The sequence below is a fragment of the Desulfosporosinus shakirovi genome (assembly GCF_020595055.1).
GTDB classification, from domain to species: Bacteria; Bacillota; Desulfitobacteriia; order Desulfitobacteriales; family Desulfitobacteriaceae; genus Desulfosporosinus; species Desulfosporosinus shakirovi.
The window spans coordinates 13,638-36,752 of the sequence record NZ_JAJDOO010000037.1; the positions used below are offsets into that span (position 1 = coordinate 13,638).

At 40.7% G+C, this 23,115-nt stretch carries 18 protein-coding genes and 1 pseudogene; 13 read left to right on the top strand and 6 right to left on the bottom strand.

The window, feature by feature from the left end; all coding sequences use genetic code 11:
• The 5 genes and pseudogenes from LJE72_RS21660 to LJE72_RS21675 form a co-directional block, all read left to right on the top strand.
• Positions 1-1,696, top strand: a pseudogene (locus LJE72_RS21660) (hypothetical protein); the annotation flags it as partial.
• A gap of 443 nt (positions 1,697-2,139) precedes the next feature.
• The gene (locus tag LJE72_RS21665; protein ID WP_229250067.1) at positions 2,140-3,006 is read left to right on the top strand and encodes a YncE family protein; all 867 of its coding nucleotides are present in this window, start codon (positions 2,140-2,142) and stop codon (positions 3,004-3,006) included.
• A gap of 80 nt (positions 3,007-3,086) precedes the next feature.
• A complete protein-coding gene (gene wecB, locus LJE72_RS21670; RefSeq protein WP_229250068.1) occupies positions 3,087-4,163 on the top strand; it encodes a non-hydrolyzing UDP-N-acetylglucosamine 2-epimerase in 1,077 nt (358 codons plus the stop codon).
• An 87-nt stretch (positions 4,164-4,250) separates the two neighbouring features.
• Positions 4,251-4,382: a hypothetical protein gene (locus LJE72_RS26360; protein WP_282437942.1), complete on the top strand. Its 132-nt coding sequence runs from the start codon at positions 4,251-4,253 to the stop codon at positions 4,380-4,382.
• Positions 4,383-4,513: 131 nt separating this feature from the next.
• Positions 4,514-4,654, top strand: coding sequence for a hypothetical protein (locus LJE72_RS21675; RefSeq protein WP_229250069.1), 141 nt, complete (start codon positions 4,514-4,516; stop codon positions 4,652-4,654).
• A 131-nt stretch (positions 4,655-4,785) separates the two neighbouring features.
• On the opposite strand, the gene LJE72_RS21680 is transcribed toward LJE72_RS21675, so the two are convergent.
• Complete coding sequence (locus LJE72_RS21680) at positions 4,786-5,529, bottom strand: CAP domain-containing protein (protein WP_229250070.1); 744 nt, start codon at positions 5,527-5,529, stop codon at positions 4,786-4,788.
• A 249-nt stretch (positions 5,530-5,778) separates the two neighbouring features.
• Here LJE72_RS21680 and LJE72_RS21685 point away from each other — a divergent pair, with 249 nt between their 5' ends.
• The 8 genes from LJE72_RS21685 (at position 5,779) to glmS (ending at position 16,503) form a co-directional block, all read left to right on the top strand.
• Complete coding sequence (locus LJE72_RS21685) at positions 5,779-6,510, top strand: PIG-L deacetylase family protein (protein ID WP_229250071.1); 732 nt, start codon at positions 5,779-5,781, stop codon at positions 6,508-6,510.
• Complete coding sequence (locus LJE72_RS21690) at positions 6,511-7,659, top strand: DUF362 domain-containing protein (RefSeq protein WP_229250072.1); 1,149 nt, start codon at positions 6,511-6,513, stop codon at positions 7,657-7,659.
• Between the two features lie 79 nt (positions 7,660-7,738).
• On the top strand, positions 7,739-8,764 hold the full coding sequence (locus LJE72_RS21695) for a DUF1786 domain-containing protein (protein WP_229250073.1): 1,026 nt from the start codon (positions 7,739-7,741) through the stop codon (positions 8,762-8,764).
• A gap of 105 nt (positions 8,765-8,869) precedes the next feature.
• Positions 8,870-9,682: a diadenylate cyclase CdaA gene (cdaA, locus tag LJE72_RS21700; protein ID WP_229250074.1), complete on the top strand. Its 813-nt coding sequence runs from the start codon at positions 8,870-8,872 to the stop codon at positions 9,680-9,682.
• A 2-nt stretch (positions 9,683-9,684) separates the two neighbouring features.
• The gene (locus LJE72_RS21705; protein ID WP_229250075.1) at positions 9,685-10,926 is read left to right on the top strand and encodes a CdaR family protein; all 1,242 of its coding nucleotides are present in this window, start codon (positions 9,685-9,687) and stop codon (positions 10,924-10,926) included.
• 79 nt (positions 10,927-11,005) lie between these two features.
• Positions 11,006-12,607, top strand: a complete 1,602-nt coding sequence (locus LJE72_RS21710; RefSeq protein ID WP_229250085.1) for an NAD(P)/FAD-dependent oxidoreductase — start codon at positions 11,006-11,008, stop codon at positions 12,605-12,607.
• Between the two features lie 99 nt (positions 12,608-12,706).
• Positions 12,707-14,044, top strand: coding sequence for a phosphoglucosamine mutase (glmM, locus tag LJE72_RS21715; protein WP_229250076.1), 1,338 nt, complete (start codon positions 12,707-12,709; stop codon positions 14,042-14,044).
• Positions 14,045-14,679: 635 nt separating this feature from the next.
• On the top strand, positions 14,680-16,503 hold the full coding sequence (gene glmS, locus LJE72_RS21720; protein ID WP_229250077.1) for a glutamine--fructose-6-phosphate transaminase (isomerizing): 1,824 nt from the start codon (positions 14,680-14,682) through the stop codon (positions 16,501-16,503).
• A 343-nt stretch (positions 16,504-16,846) separates the two neighbouring features.
• Here the strand turns inward: glmS and LJE72_RS21725 are convergent, their stop codons facing one another.
• The 5 genes from LJE72_RS21725 to LJE72_RS26365 form a co-directional block, all read right to left on the bottom strand.
• On the bottom strand, positions 16,847-17,173 hold the full coding sequence (locus LJE72_RS21725) for a hypothetical protein (protein WP_229250078.1): 327 nt from the start codon (positions 17,171-17,173) through the stop codon (positions 16,847-16,849).
• An 88-nt stretch (positions 17,174-17,261) separates the two neighbouring features.
• Positions 17,262-18,248: a DUF2971 domain-containing protein gene (locus LJE72_RS21730; RefSeq protein ID WP_229250079.1), complete on the bottom strand. Its 987-nt coding sequence runs from the start codon at positions 18,246-18,248 to the stop codon at positions 17,262-17,264.
• Between the two features lie 152 nt (positions 18,249-18,400).
• Entirely contained in the window at positions 18,401-19,474 is a 1,074-nt protein-coding gene (locus tag LJE72_RS21735) for a restriction endonuclease PLD domain-containing protein (protein WP_229250080.1), read from the bottom strand.
• A 680-nt stretch (positions 19,475-20,154) separates the two neighbouring features.
• Positions 20,155-22,194 (bottom strand): AIPR family protein, encoded by a 2,040-nt coding sequence (locus tag LJE72_RS21740; RefSeq protein WP_229250081.1) that lies wholly within the window; start codon positions 22,192-22,194, stop codon positions 20,155-20,157.
• 715 nt (positions 22,195-22,909) lie between these two features.
• Positions 22,910-23,107, bottom strand: a complete 198-nt coding sequence (locus LJE72_RS26365) for an ATP-binding protein (RefSeq protein ID WP_282437943.1) — start codon at positions 23,105-23,107, stop codon at positions 22,910-22,912.
• Positions 23,108-23,115: the final 8 nt, after the last annotated feature.

The window sequence follows — 23,115 nt, forward strand, 5'->3', positions numbered from 1 at the left end:
TGGAGCTACAGGAGCTACAGGAGCAGCTTTAACCGTTGAGTATGCCTATGTCTTTAACACTGGGGAACAAGCAGTGCCGATAGAAGGAGACCTTACGTTTAGTACAAATGGGGCTCTATTTGGTCCAAATCATATAGTAGGTACTGGCGAAGTTGCTATTACAAGTTCTGGGATTTATGCAGTCTGGTTTATTGTTGCTGGGGCGGAAGCTAACCAATTTACTCTCTTCCAAAACGGTGTGGAAATTTCAGGAAGTATTTATGGTTCAGGTGATGTAACTCAACCTAACCCTGGAATGGTCATAATTTCCGCAGAGGCAGGAGATACCTTAAACGTTAGGAATCATACCAGTTTGACTCCTGTAAATTTGCAAGATACAGCAGGAGGAACTCAACCCAATGTAAATGCTTCTATTATGCTTTTAAAGCTAAGTGAACTACCTCTAATTACTCCAGCGCTGGAAGCTGTGAATGATGCTGAGACAACAGTGGAAATGCGTGCAGCTATTGAAGATCCTCTACTTGGATTAGATCTTACAACCTATGATACGTTAAGTGAAAATTTACAGAATCAAGTATTAGATTCAATTTTAAATAACCGTCCTGTTTTTGGATATTTCACAGTTGCAAGTGTACAGGAAGCCTTAGATTATTTTGTTGATAATATTGTTGATCCGGAGAATATTTGGGTTCAAGCTGGTGCCATTAATGGAGACGGGAGCATGGCTAATCCCTTTGGAACTATTGAAGAAGGAATGGCAGCTGTGGAAGAAGGAGGTACTGTCCACGTATTAGGTGGTACGTACAATGTCGCTACTCAGATTGTAATTACTAAGCCGTTAACGTTATTAGGAGAATCTGATCCTCTTCCGCAAATAGTGTTTGATCCCTCAGTGACTTTAGATGGTCTTCAGATTGTTGCAGATAATGTTACGATTGAAAGTTTGCATTTAATAAGTAACAGGACTCTTACAGCGGATAATGCTGTGTTTAGAGTTGTTTTAAAATCATCGAGCCCAATTGACCTGTACGACAATTTTAATCTTCGTTCCAGCATCATAGAGGGTACAGTGCGAAGTGGGTATATTTTTGCTCAGGATATGACAATTGAGGATACAGGATTTATTCATAATGCCAATAATACCCAGTCGCTAAGGTTACAGCTTGTTAGGGGAACCACAACTATTCAAAACAATACCTTCCAAGGTAACAGCACGAGTCTCGGGGCGATAGTAGTGGAACCAAATTTAGTATCTTATACAACCTCTGGTGACATTATTGTCACTGGCAATACAATGACGAGATTTACCCAGTTTGTGAACTTCTTCCCACACCTTGCAGGACCGACAAGCTTAGTAATTCAAAATAATGACATCGACCACGAAGATCGTTCCGGAAGCTCAGTCATATTATTTTCCCGAGTAGATTATTCATTAATGGAAGAAATTCTTATTGAAGATAATTCGATTGTTAATCCAAATATTGAGCGACTTGCAGTATATTACAGCGGGGCAGGTGGTAGCTTTGTGCCTGCTCCAGGTCAAATTCAAGTGTATGATAACACCTTCGATATTGCCTTGCCGTGGGGGAGACCGACAGATACGGTTGATCCAAATTTCCCGGTAGGCTATGCAAGCGATGCTCCTGTAGGAATGACTCTGGCTGCTTTCGATTTACAAGGAAACGTTAACGTTTAAAAATTTTTTTAAAGGTAATGATTGTTTAAAAAGCTATTGCTAATTTTTAATCAGAATTTAAATAATTATATTTATTAAATTAAAGGTCTATAATAAAATAATTTTTAATTATAGACCTATTTATACAACCAAGGATTGTTGAATTAGGTTAGAAATCCATTTATCTGGTAATTTACCAAATAGCATGAGGTGTTTTGATTTTCTTATCCTAGGCTTGTCGAATGTATTTTAAGCAGGACATACGGAGAGTGCCAAAAATACGTTCACTTTAACATTACTTTAAACATATACTATATAACTTAAAGACCATCTAGTTGATTGTTTATCGAATTAGAGAGTGTTAAAGAAACTACTGACCAGCATAATTATTAAGGTGGTAACTGAAGAGGAAAATAGTGTTTTACAATTGGTATCCTGAGTTATCAATAGTAAGGAGGCATATAATGGCTTCGTTAACAACCGGATTGATCGAGAATACAGGAGTTTCTGGTGTGCGACCCTGTACGACGCTCTTAGTGACAATTTCTAATGCTGACCTAGTAGGTGCTACTGTTCGAATCAGTGGATTTTATTGGACTGGAACGGCTAAGAAAGAGTACGTTTTAGATTTATTAACTGTGGCACCTGGGAAAGTTTCAAATAATAGCTATTACGCCAATTTTGATGTCTTTGAATTCCAATTTATCTCTAGCTCTGATGCTGTAGAAATCTCAGTTCGGGGGAAGGATGACGTTGAAAATCTTACAGCAGTTTATAATATGCTACCAGCACAACTTTTACCAGGCATGGAAGGAGTTGTGGCGGAGGCGTCGAAAATGACGATTCCCACCGCCTTGAACCGAGTTTACGTACTAAACTCTAGCAGCAACAATGTCTCAGTCATTGACGGAATCTCCAATACCTGCATAGGAAACGTAATAATGGGTTCGGGACCCCTCGGTATAGGTGTGAATCCAGCAACAAATAAAATTTACGTGGCAAACTTTGGCAGCAATAATATCTCAGTCATTGACGGGAACTCTAATGCGGTCATTACCACCATTTCTGTGGGTTCCAATCCGGTAGGCCTCGGGGTAAATCCGATAACCAACAAGATATATGTAACGAACTGGGGGAGTCATAGTGTCTCAGTTATTGACGGATTTACCCATGTTGTTATAGCAACCATTATGGTAGGGGCATCTCCAAAAGGAGTGAACGTGAATCCAACAACAAACCTAATCTATATTACAAATCATATCAGCAACAATGTTTCAGTCATCGACGGAAATAATAATGTGGTCAAAACTATCGTAAATCTTGGGATCTAAACTGAGGATTTGCATAGTAAAGGGCAAGAAAAACTTGTTTTGTCTCAATTAATTGTTTTATACCGAAGGGGAATTCTGTGATGAAGATTATGACAATATTAGGTACTCGTCCGGAAATCATTCGCTTAAGCCAAATTATTCCTCTCTTAGATCAACTTTGTGACCATATCTTCGTGCATACCGGGCAGAACTTCGACCGTACTTTAAATGATATATTTTTTTCTGATTTAGAATTGCGATCTCCGGACTACGTATTAAATTGCGAATCATTGAGCTTAATGGGGCAAATCGGTGAGATACTTCGCAAGTGTGAACAGGTAATGCTCAAAGAGAAGCCTGATCGCTTGCTTATTTTAGGGGATACTAACAGTGCTTTGGCGGCGATGGCTGCCAAACGGCTGCGCATTCCGGTTTACCACATGGAGGCGGGTAACCGCTGTTATGATGACCAGGTGCCAGAGGAAGTCAATCGTCGGGTAATCGATCATTGCAGTGATATTTTAATGCCTTACACGGAACGAAGTCGATTCAATCTATTGAAGGAAGGGATCGACGGAAAATGCATTTATGTAACTGGGAACCCAATTGGCGAGGTTCTCGGTTATTATGCAGACAAAATTGAAAAAAGCAGAGTTCTACACACGATGGGGGTCAGCCATAAAGACTACTTCCTAGTGACGTTGCACCGTGCCGAAAATGTGGATGACCAAGAACGCTTGACCAAATTCATAACTGCTTTGCATAAATTATATGCAGAATATGAGATGCCGCTTATTTGCTGTCTGCATCCTCGTACCCGTTCTCAATTGGAGAAACAAAGTAAGACTCTTGAGGGAGTTGGAATTCAGGTCGTAGAACCGTTAGGGCTATTTGATTTTGTTTCTTTAGAGCAAAATGCCTTCTGTGTTCTCAGTGATAGCGGAACAGTTCAAGAGGAATGTTGTCTCTATAAAGTTCCAAATGTTACGTTAAGGGATGTGACTGAGCGGCCGGAAACAATAGAGGCTGGAAGTAACTTAATTGCTGGTTGCGAACCAGCAGACATCTCGCGAGCAGTAAAAACGGTTTTAAGCCAGGGGTATGATTGGAAGCCTCCACAAGAATACATGAAACAAAATGTGAGTAGAAAAGTTATAAAAATCCTAATGGGTCGTTAAGTATATTGGATTAATAAATACTTTCTATGAAATATGGAGCTGTTTCCAAGGCTATTTAAATAGAGATGAAAAAAGGAAATTCAATTAATGAGGCAGAGAATAGTGGATATAGCCGGGTTTAAAGAAGACATGGGTCTGGATCTTGAGGCGCTAAAAGAATTGTATATGATTTTCGTAGGTGAGATAAAAAAGAGAAAGAAGCAGTTAATAGACTTTTAAGCGATGAAAAAGTTGGAGGACTAAAAAAGCTGTACACAATATAAAAGGTATTGCTAGCAGTTATCGAACTCTGAATGTATTTGAGAGTGCAAAGAACTTGGATGTTAAGTTAAAAGAACCAGGAGCTTGATGTGGAAATCGTAAAATATATGAAAAGCTCTTTAGCAGCCCAAAAACTAATAGAAGGACAGGATAAACATAAGATAACATCTTTGATCAAGAAGGAAAATGTGGACATTGCTGAAATGATCGTAGATGGAAAATTGTATTGAGCGATAAAGATTTCAGGAAGTTCTAGCCAGGCTTACATTATTAAGAACATAATAATGTAAGCCTGAAACAAAAATCGAAGGGAGTGCCGCTGACTACTAGAAAAGTAGTTTTGCGACACTCCCTTTATAAATTACTGTTGTAAAAATTCCTGAACATAAAGGTTCCCATACGCACTTCCATAGGCTATTCCAACGCCCACATGTGTAAAGCGGGGATCTAGGATATTAGCTTTATGACCCGGGCTTTGCATAAGTGCGGCCATTGAACCTGGTACGGATTTATTGCCGGAAATGTTTTCTCCAGCCCAACGTACTGTAATGCCTGCTTGCTGCATCATGGCCCAGGGGCTGCCGTAGGTTGGAGAGGTATGACTAAAGTAGTTGTTAACTTTCATATCGTTTGCCTTAGCTCTCCCCACAGCAGTTAAGCGGAGGTCTGCAATTACCGGATTTAAACCGGCGGCAATCCGTTCCTGATTGATCGTGTCCACCATGAGTTGCTCGTCAGCCGTTAATGCTGAGACAGGAGGGATTGAGTTGCCTGTTTGATTAGTTGGAGGAACAGGTGCGGGAGTAGGAGTAGGAGTAGGAGTAGCTGGAACGGGGCTTATTTGTTGATAATTTTTCAGGGAAATAACATTTCCACTCTGGTTGGATGCTAACGGTCCAATATTGACATGAGTTGGGGATGAAACGACGATTGGAGCTGGAGCTGGAACCGGAGTAGTTAAAGGCGCAGAATATTTCAGCGTAATAACGGAGCCTGATAATTGACGAGGAGCGCCAATAATCAGAGCAGCTTGGACCGGTAAAGCTACTGTCGTCATCAGCACCCCGATTTGAATTCCCATTAGTACTTTTGTTGCTTTTTTCACTTATGTACCTCCTTGTGCTTGTATATTCGAGACAACTGCAGTATACCATGTGAAGTTGCCTCCTGGAACTGGTATATTATAGAAGGGACACCAGACCTTTTAGCCTCTTATAATTTCCCTCGAGCAATAAAAAGCGCTATAATAAACAAATACTAACTAGTAATTAATTATTTACGTAGTTGATTTACATAAGTTAAACTCCTGTTCAAGGTTACTGGAATAACGGAAAAGAAAGGGTGAAATATAAGTATGGCAAATGAGATGCTACTCATCTTTGCTCATCCTGACGATGAATCCTTTGCCTTAGGCGGAACGATTGCTAAATACGCCGAACAAGGGATAAGGATTACCCTAGTGGTTGCGACCAAAGGAGAGGCCGGTAAAGCGGCAGGGATTTGTAAACCGGAAGAACTCGGATTAGTTCGCGAGCAAGAACTTCGGCGTGCTGCAGACGTCTTGGGGATTGCTGAGGTCATCTTTCTAGGATATAAAGATAAAGAAGTTCCACTCTCTTCGCCCCTGGAAATAGTAGAGAAGCTTGTTCGAGTTATACGTAAAATTGGTCCCCAAGTTGTGATTACCTTTGGAGCAGACGGTGCCTCGGGACACCGCGACCATCGGGCGATCCATTACTTTACGAAGGCTGCCATTCGACTGGCCAAAGAACTCATAGAGCCAGAATGGGGAACCCCGTATATTTTGCCTCGACTTTGCTATGTTCAGTCCGGATGGAGGCTTTCGGAGGATGTATTACAGGAAATTGACTATATTATCTCGATCAAACAATGGGCTGAGAAGAAAAAGAAGGCAATCATTGAGCATCGAACTCAATTGTTCTCTCAACAGAAATTTGAGACAATGGATGAACGAATAAAGGAAAATTATTATAGCCGAGAGTATTTTCAATGTGATTTTGAATTAAGTGTCTTTCCTGGACGTGGTGAGGATATCCTTGCAGATTTGGAGAGGGTGGATTCTTAAGTGAAAGAGAAGGTAGTACTAAAATTTTGCCCAGACTATACAGCGGATGTAGAAAAGAGTTTGAGGGAAGGACTAAGGGAATGGGGCGGAATGTCTACCTTTGTGAAGCCTGGGCAAAGAATTTTGCTTAAAGTAAATCTTCTCATGAAAAAACGGCCAGAAGAAGCTGTTACAACCCACCCCAGCGTTGTTGAAGCCGTGGTTCGCCTCGTTCAGGAGGCGGGTGGGATACCTATTATAGGGGATAGCCCAGGCGGGCCCTATACAGTAAATGCATTGCAAACGATCTATGCAAAATCGGGGTTGCGTGAGGTTGCAGAGCGGACTGGCGCAATTCTAAACGAAGATATTGGACAAACAACGATCCAGTATCCAGAAGGAAAAATTGTTAAGAGTTTAATCGTTACAAACTGCGTTTTGAACGCGGATGTAGTTATGCCTGTCTCAAAGCTTAAAACACATGCTATGATGACCTTCACAGGTGCAGTTAAAGTTCTGTTCGGGGTGATACCTGGACTCTTAAAAGCTGAATATCATCTAAAGATGTTTAAAATCTCGGATTTTGCAGATCTCTTGGCAGACATTGCTATTTGGGTAAATCCGGCCCTAAGTATCATGGATGGGGTTATGGGGATGGAAGGGGATGGACCCTCATCAGGTAAACCACGAAACATCGGAGCGCTGATTATGAGTACTGACCCTTTCGCCTTAGATGTTGTAGCTTCCGATCTAATTGGCTTAAAGCCTGAAAAGGTTCCCACTCTGATGGCAGCACGTTCACGAGGTCTTACAAGTCGACTCAATGAATTGGAATTGAGAGGGGACCCGCGTTCCCTTTGGCGAATTGAAAATTTTCTAATCCCTAAAGCAGTATCCACTAATTTTCTGGATATGGTCCCTTTGCCGCAAAGTGTAAAGAACTTTGCAGTTAACCGTGTACGACCTTTTCCAATGTTTGAGCACGAGAAGTGTGCAGGGTGCAGAGACTGTGTCAATAATTGTCCGCCGAAAGCATTGAAAATGGATGAGAATCAGCGGCCGGTGGTTGATTTGCAAGCTTGTATACGTTGTTTTTGCTGTCAGGAGCTTTGTCCATATCATGCAGTAAAGCTCTTTAAACCTTGGCTGGGGAGAAAACTGCTAAAGTAAATACCGGGGTATGCTAATACTGGATTGTCGATCTTGAATTAGATTAAGAATTATGTATTTGGGCGGAGGGTGTTAATAAATGGCAGAAAGTGCTCTAATAATTGATGTGGGATCAGGCACCCAGGATATTCTTATATATCAGCCGGGGAAGAATTTGGAAAACTGTCCGAAGTTTATTGTTCCCAGTCGGACCCAAATTGTAGCAGCCAAAATTCGCAAAGCTACGGATCGAGGAGAGAGAATCTTTCTGCATGGGTATTTGATGGGTGGAGGAGCAAGCTCTGCGGCACTGAAAAAGCATGTAGCCGCAGGTCTCAAGGCTTATGCAACTGCTCAAGCGGCAGTGACCTTTAATGACAATCTGGCCATAGCTGAGGGAATGGGAATCGAGCTTTGCGAAGAAGCTCCAGAATCGGCAACTCCTATTTGGCTGGGAGATGTTGACACATCCTCTTTGCGACAAGCGCTTGAAGCATTCAGTCTTAACTATCCATTAAAAGCAGCGGTTGCAGTCCAAGATCATGGATTTAGCATATCCGAGAGTAATCGAACTCTTCGGTTTCGACTTTGGGAAGACTTCGTTATGCAGGGGGGAGACTTGCGAAAGCTAGTTTTCACTCAGGATATTCCAGAGGTATATACCAGAATGCGTGCAGTTCGAGAGATTATTCCGGAGGCAGTCCTGACAGATACCGGGACAGCGGCGCTCTTGGGAATCATGGCTGATCACTATGTGAAACCTCACTTGGATCAAGGAATCTTAGCTGTTAATATAGGAAATTCACATACTCTTGCCGCCGCTATTCGTGGTGAGCGGGTGTATGGAATATTCGAACAACACACTAGTATGCTCAATCCAGAATCTCTTGCTCATCTTATTAAACAGTTTCAATTAACTGAATTAACCAATGCTGAGATCTATGAGCAAGGAGGGCATGGAGCGACCATTCACCCTGAAATGAGCCCAGGCTGGGATTTTGTTGTGGTTACTGGCCCCAGAAGAAGTATGGCAAAATCCCTTCACTGGTATGAAGCGGCACCCTATGGGGATATGATGTTAACGGGGTGTTTTGGAATTCTAGCAGGCATGGGAATCACTGATTAAAAAAAATTTTAAAAGGGCAAGGACTTTTTGCACAAATGGAGAATTTAACTGAGAGAGTAAACACTCTCTTTCGCAGATTTGAGACATTAGAAACGGGGGAGGACCATGGCCGAATTCTTATCACAATTTCGTAACTTTGGACTGCGTAGCGCTATTGATATCATTGTTGTGGCAGTGGTCTTCTACCAGTTTTATATGCTCATTAAACGCACGCGTGCTGTTCAGTTGGTTAAAGGAGTAATGGTCCTTTTAGTCGTATTCTTGCTGGCGAAATTTTTTGATCTAACAAGCATCACTTGGTTGTTAGATAAACTCATTCAGATGTTTGTCATAGCCATTCCTGTTGTTTTTCAGCCCGAACTAAGAAAGGCTTTAGAGCAATTGGGACGAGGAAGGTTTTTTACTCGTCATCCATCAGCACCGGGCGTGGATACCTTAGAACAAGTCGTAGAGGAATTAGTACGTTGTACACAAGTCCTTTCCAAGAATCGGATTGGGGCTTTGATTGTGCTTGAACGACAAACAGGAGTTCAAGATTTTGTAGAAACGGGAATCAAGATTGATGGCATGGTATCATCTGAGTTTCTAGTTAATATCTTTATTCCGAATACTCCGCTCCATGATGGGGCAGTGATTATTCGGCGAGATCGTGTGGCCGCTGCGGGGTGTTTTCTCCCATTATCCGAAAATCCCAATATTAACAAGGAATTGGGAACACGTCACAGAGCGGCATTGGGGTTGACAGAAATTACGGACTCCTTGGCTCTCGTTGTCTCGGAGGAAACCGGGGCTATATCGATTGGGATAGATGGTACCTTGACTCGTTTCACAGATGAAAAAACATTACAGGAATTATTGCTGAGGGAACTTGATGTTAAAACTATCTCATCATCAGTCATTCCATTTTGGAGGTGGTAGCCATGCTGGAGATACTTCGGCGAAACCTCGGCGTCAAGGTGGTTTCGTTCTTATTTGCAATCATATTTTGGTTATTTGTGCTTAACCAAGAAACACCTGATAAGCTACTCCCTGAGCAGACTCTGACTATTCCGCTTGTAGTCAGCGGATTGAATCAAGATATGGTTGTTATGACCCAGCTTCCTTTAGTTCTTGTTCGTTTTCAAGGGATTAATCCCAGTGCTAATATTAAAAATATCTATGCGGTGGTTGATCTTTCCGACGGAGTGCCTGGGGAAAGTACTTATGGCATTAAAGTAAATGCGCCCCAAGGAACTAATGTCGTTGACCTTCAACCAGCCAATATTAAATTAAAGCTAGATTCTGTCCAAGAGAAGACGGTTCCAGTTCAAGCCATTATTTCAGGTACCCCTGCGACTGATTATCAAGTGGGCAACCTTATTATTAAACCTTCGGCAGTCAATGTACGCGGACCCAGTTCTATGGTGGGTACTCTAGACAAAGTGATTGTGGAAGTCAGTGTAACAGGAGCTAATGAGACGGTTCAGGTTTCTCGACCAGTAAGTTTTCGAGATAAAGAGGGTAAGCCAATTTTTGGACCGAACCCGGGCTTGGATATTTTAAGTGCCTATCCGAGCAGTGTGGATGTGATTGCTCCAATCATAGCGAGGGAACTTTCTTCAAAGATGATTCCGTTGAAAGTTACCAGCACTGGGACACCGGCCCCAGGAATGGAACTTCGGGAGTTAGTCTCTTCTCCGGCTAGTGTACAAGTTTTAGGTACTCCTCAAGCTTTAAAAGAATTTGACTCAGTGAATATTGGACCAGTAGACATTAGTAATCTAGCAGAAAATAAAACCTTTCAGATTCCAATCGAACAAGTAACGTTACCGCCGGGAGTTACCTTTTTAAGTGGGACAACCTTGAGTGTTATTGCTCAGATTAGCCCCGGACCCATTCAAAAGAGTATTTCACAGGTTGCGGTTAGAATTCATAATATAGGAGATGGACTAGAGCTAGAACAGCCTATTCCTCCTGTTGATATTGTTATTGAAGGTCTTTCTGAGAGCGTAAAAGATGTAAAAGCAGACCAGATACAGCTTTGGGTAGATGCCTCTGGTCAGGCAGTCGGCAGTTATACAGCGGTTAAAGTTTTCTGGCAACTCCCTCCGGGAGTAACAATGCCCACTACACCGCAAGTGAACTATAACCTTAAATCTATCTTGGAAAAAGAGCCAGAGTGAACTTGTTCAGCAAAGCTGATGTTGGAAGCAGAGTATGGAACTCCTTCCTATGGTGGGAGTCTTGGGAGTGGACAAATACGTGGATTTAGTGTGGTCGAATTTGAGAATCCCTGTAGAAGAGGATGTCTTCTTAACGACTATGATGGCTCGCAAGCTAAAAGTACCAGAGCATAGTATAAGCGGTCTTCGTTTCCTGCGGCGTTCCTTGGATGCTCGTAAAAAGCCTCATCTTGTTTTCGTTTATACGATTCAATTCTCGCTTGAAGTACCTAGAACTGAGGGGAATCGAATTTTAGCGCGGGTTACAGGATTAAAGGAAGCGCCTATTGAGGTTTCCGTTATATGGACTAGGCCCACTAATAGTCTAATTCATCGGCCTGTAGTGATTGGTGCTGGACCGGCAGGATATTTTGCTGCCTTAACCCTAGCTCGAAGGGGATATGCTCCGCTAGTACTGGAACGGGGTGACTCAGTCGAGGAACGAACACTCAAAGTCAAGGAATTTTGGGATGCCGGAAAGTTAGATACGGAGAGCAATGTACAGTTCGGTGAAGGCGGGGCCGGGACATTCTCGGATGGAAAGCTCACAACACGAATTCAAGATCGACGGATTTCGGATGTTTTAGAGACCTTCGTCAAGCATGGAGCCCCGTCCGAAATTCTATATTTAGCCAAGCCGCACATTGGGACAGACATACTTAAAGATGTAGTCAAAAGACTTCGGCAGGAAATTGTGTCTTTGGGTGGAGAGGTTCGTTTTCGGTCTAAAGTAACTGGATTACAGACCTCATTAGGCCGTCTAAGAAAGATTATCGTCAACGGAGAAGAGGAAATCCCCGCTGAAGCAGTCATACTTGCTATTGGGCACAGTGCCAGGGATGTTTACAAATACTTATACGACATGAACCTTACTTTGGAAAAGAAATCATTTGCTATTGGTTTGCGGGTTGAACACCCGCAGTCGCTTATTAATCTGTCCCAGTATGGAGTTGAGGAACACCCGCATCTCGGACCAGCAGACTATCAGCTGACCTATAAGGATGTGCGAACAGGCCGAGGGGCTTATGCTTTTTGTATGTGCCCAGGAGGAAAGGTTGTGGCAGCTGCCTCTGAAGAGGGAGGGGTTGTTACGAACGGTATGAGCGGCTATGCTCGAGATACGAAGATTGCCAACAGTGCCATAGTCGTAACTGTTGGAGCGGATGATTTTCCCACTGCGCATCCGCTAGCTGGTCTGGAATTCCAAAGATCATGGGAACATAAGGCGTTTATTGCAGGCGGGTCAAGTTACATGGCTCCGGCTCAACGAGTTATAGACTTTTTGGAGCGGCGTATCACAAATAGTTTTGATTTAATACCTACTTATTCACCGGGCGTTGTATCGTATGATCTACATGAAGTGTTGCCGGATGCTGTCGGAGATGTATTAGAGCGAGCACTTCGAGTTTTCAATGGGCAAATAAAAGGATTTACTGGAGAGAAGGCGACTCTAACCGGGATCGAGACAAGAACCAGCTCTCCCATCCGAATTGTAAGAAATGCACAGGGAGAATCCTTAAACCTAGCAGGGTTATATCCAGCAGGTGAAGGAGCGGGATATGCCGGGGGAATTACAAGTGCTGCCGTAGATGGGATAAGAATCGCCGAATTTCTTATGGCGCAATTTGCTCCTATAGAGTAAACTAATGTAGTTGACTTTGATCATTAAGAATAACGATGCTGAAGATTAAGAACATTTTGCAAGAATAGTAATACACTAGATAGGAAGGGAGGGAACGATTTGAATCGACTCTTTGGAACTGATGGGGTGCGTGGTGTCGCGAACAGCCAGCTGACCCCCGATCTCGCTTTTCGGCTTGGTCAAGCTGGTGCTTTTGTACTTAGCAAGGAGCATCCACACCCCCGAATCATAATCGGTAAAGATACCAGGATCTCTGGAGATATGCTGGAAGCGGCACTTATCTCTGGAATTTGCTCTGTTGGAGCGGATGTTTTGCGGGTAGGGGTATTACCAACGCCTGGAATCGCCCTCTTAACGCGTACTCTTGATGTTAGTGCCGGCGTCGTAATTTCGGCGTCTCATAATCCTGTACAAGATAACGGAATTAAGTTTTTTGATTCAACAGGGTATAAATTGCCAGATGCTGTCGAAGATGAGATTGAAAGAATTGTAGTAAGTACAGAAAAGCCTTGGCAGACCCCGATTGGTGGGGAGATCGGACGGGTCATTGATGTAACCGATGCCGAATCGCGTTATAAAGATTTTCTTAAGTCGACAGTAGGCCGTCTGGATGGGATTAAAGTTGTTTTAGATTGTGCCAATGGAGCAGCATCGTTTGTCGGTCCCAAGGTATTACAAGAGATTGGGGTTGAGGTAATCTCTATTTGTAATACACCCGATGGAGTAAATATTAATGCAGCTTGTGGTTCAACACATCCGGAAAGGTTACAAAAGGCAGTTCTGGAACACGGTGCAGATCTTGGATTAGCAATGGATGGAGATGCCGACCGCCTCATTGTGGTAGATGAACAAGGAACTATCTTAGATGGGGATTTCATCATACTAATTTGTGCCTTAGCCCAAAAATCGAAGGAGAAATTAGCTCAGAATGCAGTCGTAGTCACCGTCATGAGCAACTTAGGCTTACATCTTGCCCTAAAAGGGGCAGGAATCCAAATATATGAGACACAAGTCGGGGACCGCTATGTCATGGAAGAATTAATCAGAACCGGTGCCCAGCTCGGTGGAGAGCAGTCTGGTCATATAATTTTCCTCGACAACAACACGACCGGGGATGGATTATTGACTGCCCTTCAGTTGTTATCTGTGATCAAGGAACGACAACTTCCGCTATCCGCGCTCGCTTCTCAAATGCAACGTTTACCTCAGGTTCTCCTCAATGCTAGAGTTCAACATAAGGAACGGTTGATGAAAGATGCCAGAGTGCTTGCCAAAGTATATGAGGTTAAAGAAATACTCAACGGTCAAGGCAGAGTATTAGTTCGCCCCTCTGGAACAGAGTCTCTTATTCGAGTGATGGTTGAAGGTCTGGATCAGCAAAAATTAAAAGAATTAGCCCAAGAGGTTATTGACACTATTATGCAATGTGATGAATAAAATACCAGTAGATAACTTTTGAATTTTGCTTGTAATTATTCATGTGCCTTTCTTAATTAAGCATTATTAGCTAATGGGAGGCGCATGAACTAACGAGTTCTCAATATTATCTCATGCTAAGCTATTACTTGGAAAGAAGGTGATGCTATACGTAGTAGATAGGTAAGTAAGGATGCTTTTTGGATGAATAGTTGAACCAGTCAGGCAATAATATAAGCGCCAGGACCTTAGCAGTTATTTATTTAAGGTCGACGAGGAAGAGGGTTATCGAATGATTCGGCGGATCCCTCTCGGTGGCTTGTCACCGTAAAGCTTGCTTAAAACCGAAGAGTAATTTTCGGGACAAAGGCTAAGCTGACAAGACAAGGGGAAGATGTGTTCAATTTGATCCCCCTTGCTTGTGTTGCCTAGAATCTGAATCAACGAAGCCGTCCACTTAGGTCGGCTTTTATTATTTTTTAGAGCCCAAGGGAAGATTATTAAGTTTAGAATGAAAAGTATGATAACTTTGCAGGGTGAGTATTTTGTTATTTATATTTTGTAAGGAGCGTTTAAAAGAAAGATCTTTAGGTTTTGCACATAAAGAGGACAAAGATAGTAGGTACTAATTTTCAGAGAGAGAGGGGTAAACACATATGTGTGGTATTGTCGGATATATTGGAAAACAGGTGGCTATTCCCATTTTAGTGGACGGTTTGAAGAAATTAGAGTATAGAGGGTATGATTCAGCAGGAGTAGCCGTCTTAGATTGTGATAAAATAGTGGTTTCTAAAAGTGTAGGGAAGATAGTAGCCTTAGAAGAAGAACTAGGACAGGTTTATTCCCAATCTTGCATTGGGATTGGACACACTCGGTGGGCGACACATGGGCGACCCTCTCAGGTTAATGCTCACCCTCATTGCGATTGCAAACAGGATTTTGTGGTAGTGCACAATGGAATTATCGAAAATTACTTGGAATTGAAAGATATGCTAATTGAAAAAGGGCATAAATTTGCCTCGGAAACAGACACAGAGGTTTTGGCCCACTTACTTGAAGACTACTATGAAGGAGACTTCGAGGGAGCTGTGCGCAAGGTTCTAAAGACGATCCGCGGGTCCTATGCAATGGTTGTTTTAAGACGCCAAGACCCGAATAAGCTGGTGGCTGCTCGCAAAGACAGTCCTATGGTGGTCGGTCTCGGAGAAGGAGAGTTTTTTGTAGCTAGCGATATCACAGCAATTTTAAACTATACTCGTAAAGTCTATATTCTAGATGACGGCGAAATGGTAGTTATTACAGAAGACGGGGTTACGGTCTCGGACTTCGTAGGTAATTCTCGTACGAAAGAAGTCTACGACGTAAAGTGGGATGCAGTGGCTGCTGAGAAGGGCGGATATGAGCACTTCATGCTCAAGGAAATCCATGAACAACCTAAAGCTCTAAAAGACACGATGTTAGGACGCTTGGAAGAAGATAAGATTATTCTTCAGGAAGTAGATTTAACGCTTGAAGAATTAGCCCAAATTAACAAGGTTTATATCGTCGCTTGCGGTACAGCCTGGCATGCAGGATTGGTTGGTAAGACCTTGATAGAACGGTGGGCATATCTGCCTGTTGAAGTAGATATTGCTTCTGAATTTCGCTATCGTTCCCCTCTTGTAGATAAGCATACCCTAGTTGTGGTCGTGAGCCAGTCTGGCGAAACAGCCGATACCTTAGCGGCCCTGCGTGAAGCCAAAAACCGCGGTGCACGTGTAGTTGCGGTCACGAACGTGGTAGGCAGCACAGTATCCCGTGAAGCTCATGATGTGATCTTTACTTGGGCCGGCCCAGAGATTGCAGTAGCTTCGACGAAAGCCTATACAACTCAATTGGAAGGAATGATTTTACTTGGACTCTATCTCGCTCAGGTCAAAGGAACGTTGCCCTCTGAGAAGATCGGGGAGATTATCACTGCTCTGAAGAAAATTCCTGCTCAGGTTCAGGAGCTTTTGAATCAGGCTGGTCTAATTGAAGAATTAGCAAAGTCGTTTGCTAAAGTGGAAAATACCTTCTTCATTGGTCGTTCATTAGACTGGGCTGTCGCCATGGAAGGATCTCTAAAACTGAAGGAAATCTCCTATATCCACGCCGAAGCTTATGCGGCAGGCGAGTTGAAACACGGCACATTAGCCTTGATCACGGAGAATACACCCGTAATCGCGTTAGCTACCCAACGGGATGTGTATGAAAAGACTATCTCCAATGTCAAAGAGGTAAAAGCCCGGGATGCTAAAGTGATCGGCTTAACTTACGCAGGAAATACCAGCATGGCAAAATCAGTTGATCATGTGATCTATATTCCGGAGACCATGGAGGAGCTTTCACCGATTCTCACAGTCATTCCTCTACAACTTTTGTCGTACTATGTATCCGTTGCCAGAGGGTGCGATGTCGATAAACCGAGGAATTTGGCGAAGAGCGTGACGGTAGAGTAGGGTTTGTGGGGTTATATTGTAGTTTTGTGAGTTCTCAAAAAGTTTGAGACTGTTCTCAAAAAGTTTGAGACTCATTCTTAAAAAGTTTGAGACTCAAAACAGCGGATGCATAAATATACAAAAAGAGCACTAGTCGTGCTCTTTTTCAATCTTGAAATAGTATTCTTAATTTCATTTCCCCAAAATCTTTTATTGATAGATTCGATTATTAGCCTTACGTGAAGTTTGACAGATGGGACTAGCTTTATGTAATAAATATAATGGAAATATAATTTCCTTCCAAGTTTGGGTTATTACCCATATCTTTAACACGGCAAATAAAAAATTTGTTCCTTTCTGCTGCTCACTGTTTGCGTGACTTTTGATCGAATGCTGGGGAACGTTTACTGATACAGTAGTGCCAATTAAGTTCATCTGGATTGACTGGCGAATAGCCACATAAGAGCATGGCATCTTTGAATTCGTTATTAGTCAAATATATACCGGTATCACTTTGTAAAATATGTTTGATGCCATAACTTGTATAGTCAGGCAACGGTGTTCTCCTTGCGTAAATATTTGCATCTATCCAATTGCGCACAAGATCAATTTCTTCTTGCGAGTGATCTGTGATAAGGCCTGCGTCTTCATGCCCGTTTTCAATACTGTAAGGTCTTCCATTTTTAATCATTTTTTAATCCTCCATACTTTCATATGTTGCTTATCCATCATAAACATAATATGCAACAGGTTTTTTCATATTTCTAAGGGATTAGGACTCACCATCGAAGGGCATAGTTTGGTGTCTTAACTTCAATATCTTGAGATAGTGTCGATACAAAATCTTCCATAGTCTGTTTTGACAGTGTATTGCAATTTGTGTATCCGAGAGAAACGCTTTTTATATAAGTTCTTGATTTCATTTTTAAAATAATGTATGGGAACAGCATATTGTCCTTTTCTCTATATTGCTGGACATTTCGCAAATACTGTTTCTTGCCCCGCCCATCTTCGCGAACGGAGGTAATTTTGATTACTAAGCGGTACTCTTCCTCATCTCTTAATGACGAATCTTTTAGAAATGGTAGTGACTGCATCAAAGCGTTAAAAGCCAATTGAATATCTGTATTTTTTCCCTCTGTTTGTTTTGCTTTTGTATACTCAACTACTTCGCGCAGAAGCTCCCTCTGCTTATCTGCATCATACAAAACCGAGTTAGCAAAGACTTCATATGAAAAACCTGGTAAAGTAAATTCATCTTTATGAGTTTTTATAAAAACGCATCTGCCTTCTAGTTTATCAATAAATTTTGAACCGGCTAAAGTTTTTACAATATAGGGCTTCCCATCAATGAAGTCAGAAATAAGTTCCTTTGAAAATTCAATGTTGTAACCATTTTTATTTGAGTAGCTATCCCATAAAAGTCTTGAATTCCCATTTTGAGAAAAGCTTAAAATATAGTAGTCAGAAAAGTTGCTCGTTGCACTTTCACAGAAACTGTTTGCAATGCGTAAAAGTTCAGTATTACCATCTGCCAGTTCAATAAACATTTTCCTAACCAATTCAATACCATATACAATTTCAGAGTAGTCATTCATTACTGTTGACTTTGACAGCCATAATTCACCCTCGGATAATATATTTTTTACTGCAAGTACAGAATTTGTGTAATGAAAAATTGAGTTTTCAGGAAGACTCTTCCCCCAAGTATTATCAACCTGATTCCATAGTTCAGCCATCGCAGGCAAGCAAAAAACTTCGTGCATAATATCATCCTCCTCGTTAGGTATTTACTCTGAAGTTGTGCTAACAAATCTACTTCGCATTATTGCTATAACATGCATAATTCAGAGTTGCCCATTATTAGCATAACGGGTATATGAATAACTTGAAAATAAATGCGCTATTATACTCCCAATTATTTTACTTCTTGTTCAATAGTATTGATTAAATGTTGGGCAAAGGACTCGTTAAGCCTGATTTTATCGGCTCCGAAATTTAAAGCTCCTAGAGATCTGCCCCCTACATATGTGAGTTCCTTGTCGTAACCATAAGATGATTGAGCACTTGAAAGAGTGTTATTAAATGATGACCAACCTAAACTGTATTTAGGACTCAGGTTTTCAGAATCAACTGCCCAAGGCCATCTAGTATTCTCATCAGGCAAAAGGAACGGTTCATTCAAGACCCGGAAATACCCTAAAAGCTTTGTTGTGCCTACACCATAACAAATAAGGATGTCTCCTGGGCGTACTGCATTAGGCTTACGTTTGGAAAAGTGCATTTCCTGAATCGTTTCACTCAGTTTTCTCGTTTCATCAAATGGATAGTCTGAAGAACCTACAGGCTTTAGGAAGTATCTAGTATCATCTGGGAGGTCGATTTGCTCTGTGCGTGCTACCTTTGGTATCTCTACCTTCATCTTATCGTTTATGTACCTTGTTATTTCGAGCTTAGGCTTTGGCTCTCGAATCGGTGGGTTCTCTTTTGAGTAATCATCAATTGCCTTGACGATCAATTCAATCTCCTTGTTGGTTAGGGGATCGGTACTTACTTTCATCAGGTCAATAATCAAACTTTGAAGCAAATCTTTATCGTCAATTTCAATACCCCATTCATGGCTATATTTTAAACCGTTATCAGTGAAGTTGGCTGACGTAATTATGCCTTTTATTGGGCTAGTATCCTTTAGAGCAATGTAAATCTTACCGTGGAGTTTGTTGTCAACTCTAACCTCAAAGTTGATACTGTTTTGGACACAGGAAGTACAAAATGAATATAGTGAATTTGCTTTTTTAAATAGGTCAGGAGAATTGTCTTTGAGCGTCGTTAGGAGTACAATGCTTTTCACCCCCAACTCTGCCACGTCATGAACAAATTCATCAAATTCTTCAATTAAGAAGGGGCTTGCTAGAATCATTTGGTCAGCTGTAATAAGTATTGATTGGATGCTTTGATTGTGATTGTTTTTTATGTTATCAATAATTCTCATTGTATACCTCCAGATATGCCTTGATACTTATAATTGAGAAAGAGCCTTATATCCTAACTTGGTACGAGAAACCTCAAGTGTTGAGTTCAAGAACTACATTCTATCAGTGATCTATTTTTGCGTTAGGTATGAGCATTTGCTTTGTTCTTTCTTTCAACTACTGAGAGTTATGCACCGGTTATTAAAGTTTGTGCAACCGGAGTACCACTCTCATTATTAGACTAACGGGTATATCGATAATGCGAAATATTTTTTTATTATTCCATTTCTTTTCTTATAAAAAGTACAATGTTATCTATTTCAGTGATAACAATTTACATTGAATCAGATTTATCAAAGCCTCTATATATCCCAAATATGCTTCTTCTCTTTTTAATTTGTAAATGATTTGCTCTTTCTTTTTCCACGTTATATATACATTACAGGAATCCGCCTGCAACAGCTAATAACGCACCCAAAACCAATACATCACTTGTCCAAACATTTTTATACCTTCAATTACAATTTATTACTAATAGACACAACACCCTCCTTTGTTGAAATCGGCAAAGGGAGGGTGTTTATGTTTAAATTTGTAAATTTTTTTCTAAACTATGGCGTCACAATAGCACCAGCATTCTTGTAAGTACATTATTCCTTAGCGTAAGGTATTGGCAAGTAAAACAGTATGCAGCAATCCTTTAACTATTGATAACTTTTACATCTACAGCAAAGTAATTCCCCGGCTTCTTTATATTTGGGGTAATTTTGTATGATACAACTTTCCTTTTCAGATTTGGAAAATCCAAATAAGGGTTTAAACGCGAGTGAAAGAATATATTTTGCGGTTCTCTTTTAATATAACCAAAATACTGGCCATATCGGTCTTCGCCTACGGTGACCACAATTCCACGGTATGTAGTATTTTCATCACCACCAAAAGTGGTAGTATGCTTATATTTCCCCCTTACCTCTTTAAGCAATAACTTTGTAAAATCAGAGATGTCTTTGATTCCTGAAGAACTTCTTTTCATATTGATTACCCATATTTTCCTGGTTTCATCAAAAACCTGAATGGCTTTCTTAAAGTTGTTTTCAGTCTGATATTCGGATTTTAGAGCATCTAGTAAAATTGAAGAATATTGCTCAATCTGACGCATGTCATTTATATCTGGAGTAGGACCGGCTACTATCTCTCTAAAAAGCATCAACAAATGGTGCTTGAAGGAATAGTAATCTTTCTTGCTGATTTTCATCTCCTTAAAAAGGTTTTCCAAACGATAATTTGCTAATGCTGCAACAAAATATGGCAAAAAGGATTGATGAAAATTGTTGTCATATATGAATATTTTATTTTGATAGTCTTTAAGTAGCTTAGATTGGTGACGATAGGCCACGTCAGGAGCATTCATAAACATCGCAATAAAGCTTTGAATCAGTATTCGTAAAGTAACTTTTTGAGATTGCTTAATCATAGGATTTGATAGATACTGTTTTGTCCTTCGCTCATAATAAAGACGCACATAATCTTCAGAAATAGAATTAACATAATCCTCGAATTTTTTATGAAATTCCCTAGTTACTTCAAATGTTTCATCATAAACAATATTTTGGCGGTTGGTACCACGAACAATCTGATTGGTTATATCACTTTCATCACTTTTATCAGTAGCAATAATTTTAATATTAATTGGTACTTGCCCAACATCCAATCCAGCTCGGTCCGCGTAAAATATCACATGACTGGTCTGGCAACCGTTTACTATCTGTGGGTTTTTAATCGTTATTTTGCGGTTGCTTTGCTGGTAACTATCACAGACTATAGTTAGGCCGTTATTTAATAATATAAATTTTTCCGGTTCGTATTCTATTGTCCTACGGATTTCATCATTGATATTATTATCGCCAAGATAATCTCTAACATTATCATAAAAAAGCGATTTACGTATTGTTTGATTTTCGTCCATTGTCAGAAGCTTAACTAATTCATTAGCGTAACATAAAGCTATACATGAATTATCTACATTATCCACTTCAGTTAAAGGCATAGACGAAATGGTATTGATAGTTTCAGAAAATGCATTTTCATTATTATCACAGTACTTTTTCAGGACATCACTGTCTACATAGATAAAATTGATATTTCTGTTGTATGTATTAAGTCGCTCAATATCTTCTTTGAATTGATTAATTAAAGCCTCTTGATGCTCACTACCCCTCCATACACCCATAGCCACATAATAAAGTCTTACTGAAGGATTTTCCTCCCACATCATTTCTCCATGATCATCTTCACGAAGGATAAAATCCTTAATTTCAAGTAGTTTGTCAATTTTCTCATTTCTAGGAAATTTATGTGAATCACTCAAAAAGTCACGAACGCCATCAATAAAGTTGTTCAGCTCATTCTTATCAAAATTCGGTTTATACTTTGATTGTATAAAAACAAATTCGGCAGTTATTTTATTAGATCTTGATGCTATATCTATTACATCCGAAACACTTCGGACAAAAAAACCGTTTACAATAACTGCAAGACCATCGATACCCATATCTTTCTCATCGCCAACACAGACCAGTTCAAATAGTTCGTCGTCTCCGCTAAATACACCTGGCTTTAATGATGAGAAAATATTGTAATTCACAAATCTCTCAAAAGCAAAACCATCTTGCATATTCAAAAGTTCGTACTGCGTTCGAAATTTCTTAAATCGCGCATTAATCATTGGCTCAATATTCATTTATTAACCCCCTTAATCTCGACCAAATACCATAGTTAATCTAACTAAACGTCTATATCCTAGGGCTTGTAGTGGTACACATTATTTACACAACGCTACAAAGCCAGTCCCCAGCATCGTTTATACGAAGGGCGAGTTTAAGATTTGTTCTCAACCCGTTATTTCCAACTTAATAATATTCGCAAAGATGGCTTAATCATCGCATAAACTTCTCGCGAAACATGGGGAAAGCTGTCAATATTAAAAATATAATAATTGCCCTATCCACAAAACTCATAATCGCAGGTCTTCATTAACCACTTAGATAGTCCCTGTTCTAACTATTATAATAGTTGGAAAATAGACAAAGAGAAGACAAAAAGTCTTCTCTCAAAAAGGGGTCTGCTCTAGCTGATGCCCACAACTTACCAAATTCGCATTATAGACACAGTCTATATTATGGCTTATGGCTTAGAGCATAAAATTATTTAGTATTATTTTGTCTTGGAAAAATACTCGCAACTCTTTTTGGCCCCAAATCATCTATAGCTAGTATCTGTCGAACTGCAATATAAGGCTGTTGACTTAAATATACAAAAAAGATTAATCAATAGTAATGCAAACATCCTAATTTTTATTACAAATTACATATAATTACGTTTTATAATTATTCTATGGTCAGGGATTTATACTTACAATAACACTGACATGAGCCGGATATGTAATACTGCCAGATTTACAAGTGATCGTCAATTCTCAAGGGTTGTCGAAGGCATTCCAAGACTTCGCGACAAAACTTAGGCAGCTCATCAAAGAGGAGGACGACATAATTCGATCGGCTTAATTCACCTGGACGCAAGTCACTTCCGCCCCCGATAATGCCCGCCTTTGTAACCGTATGGTAAGGGCTGCGAAACGGGTGATACTGGACCAAGATACCAT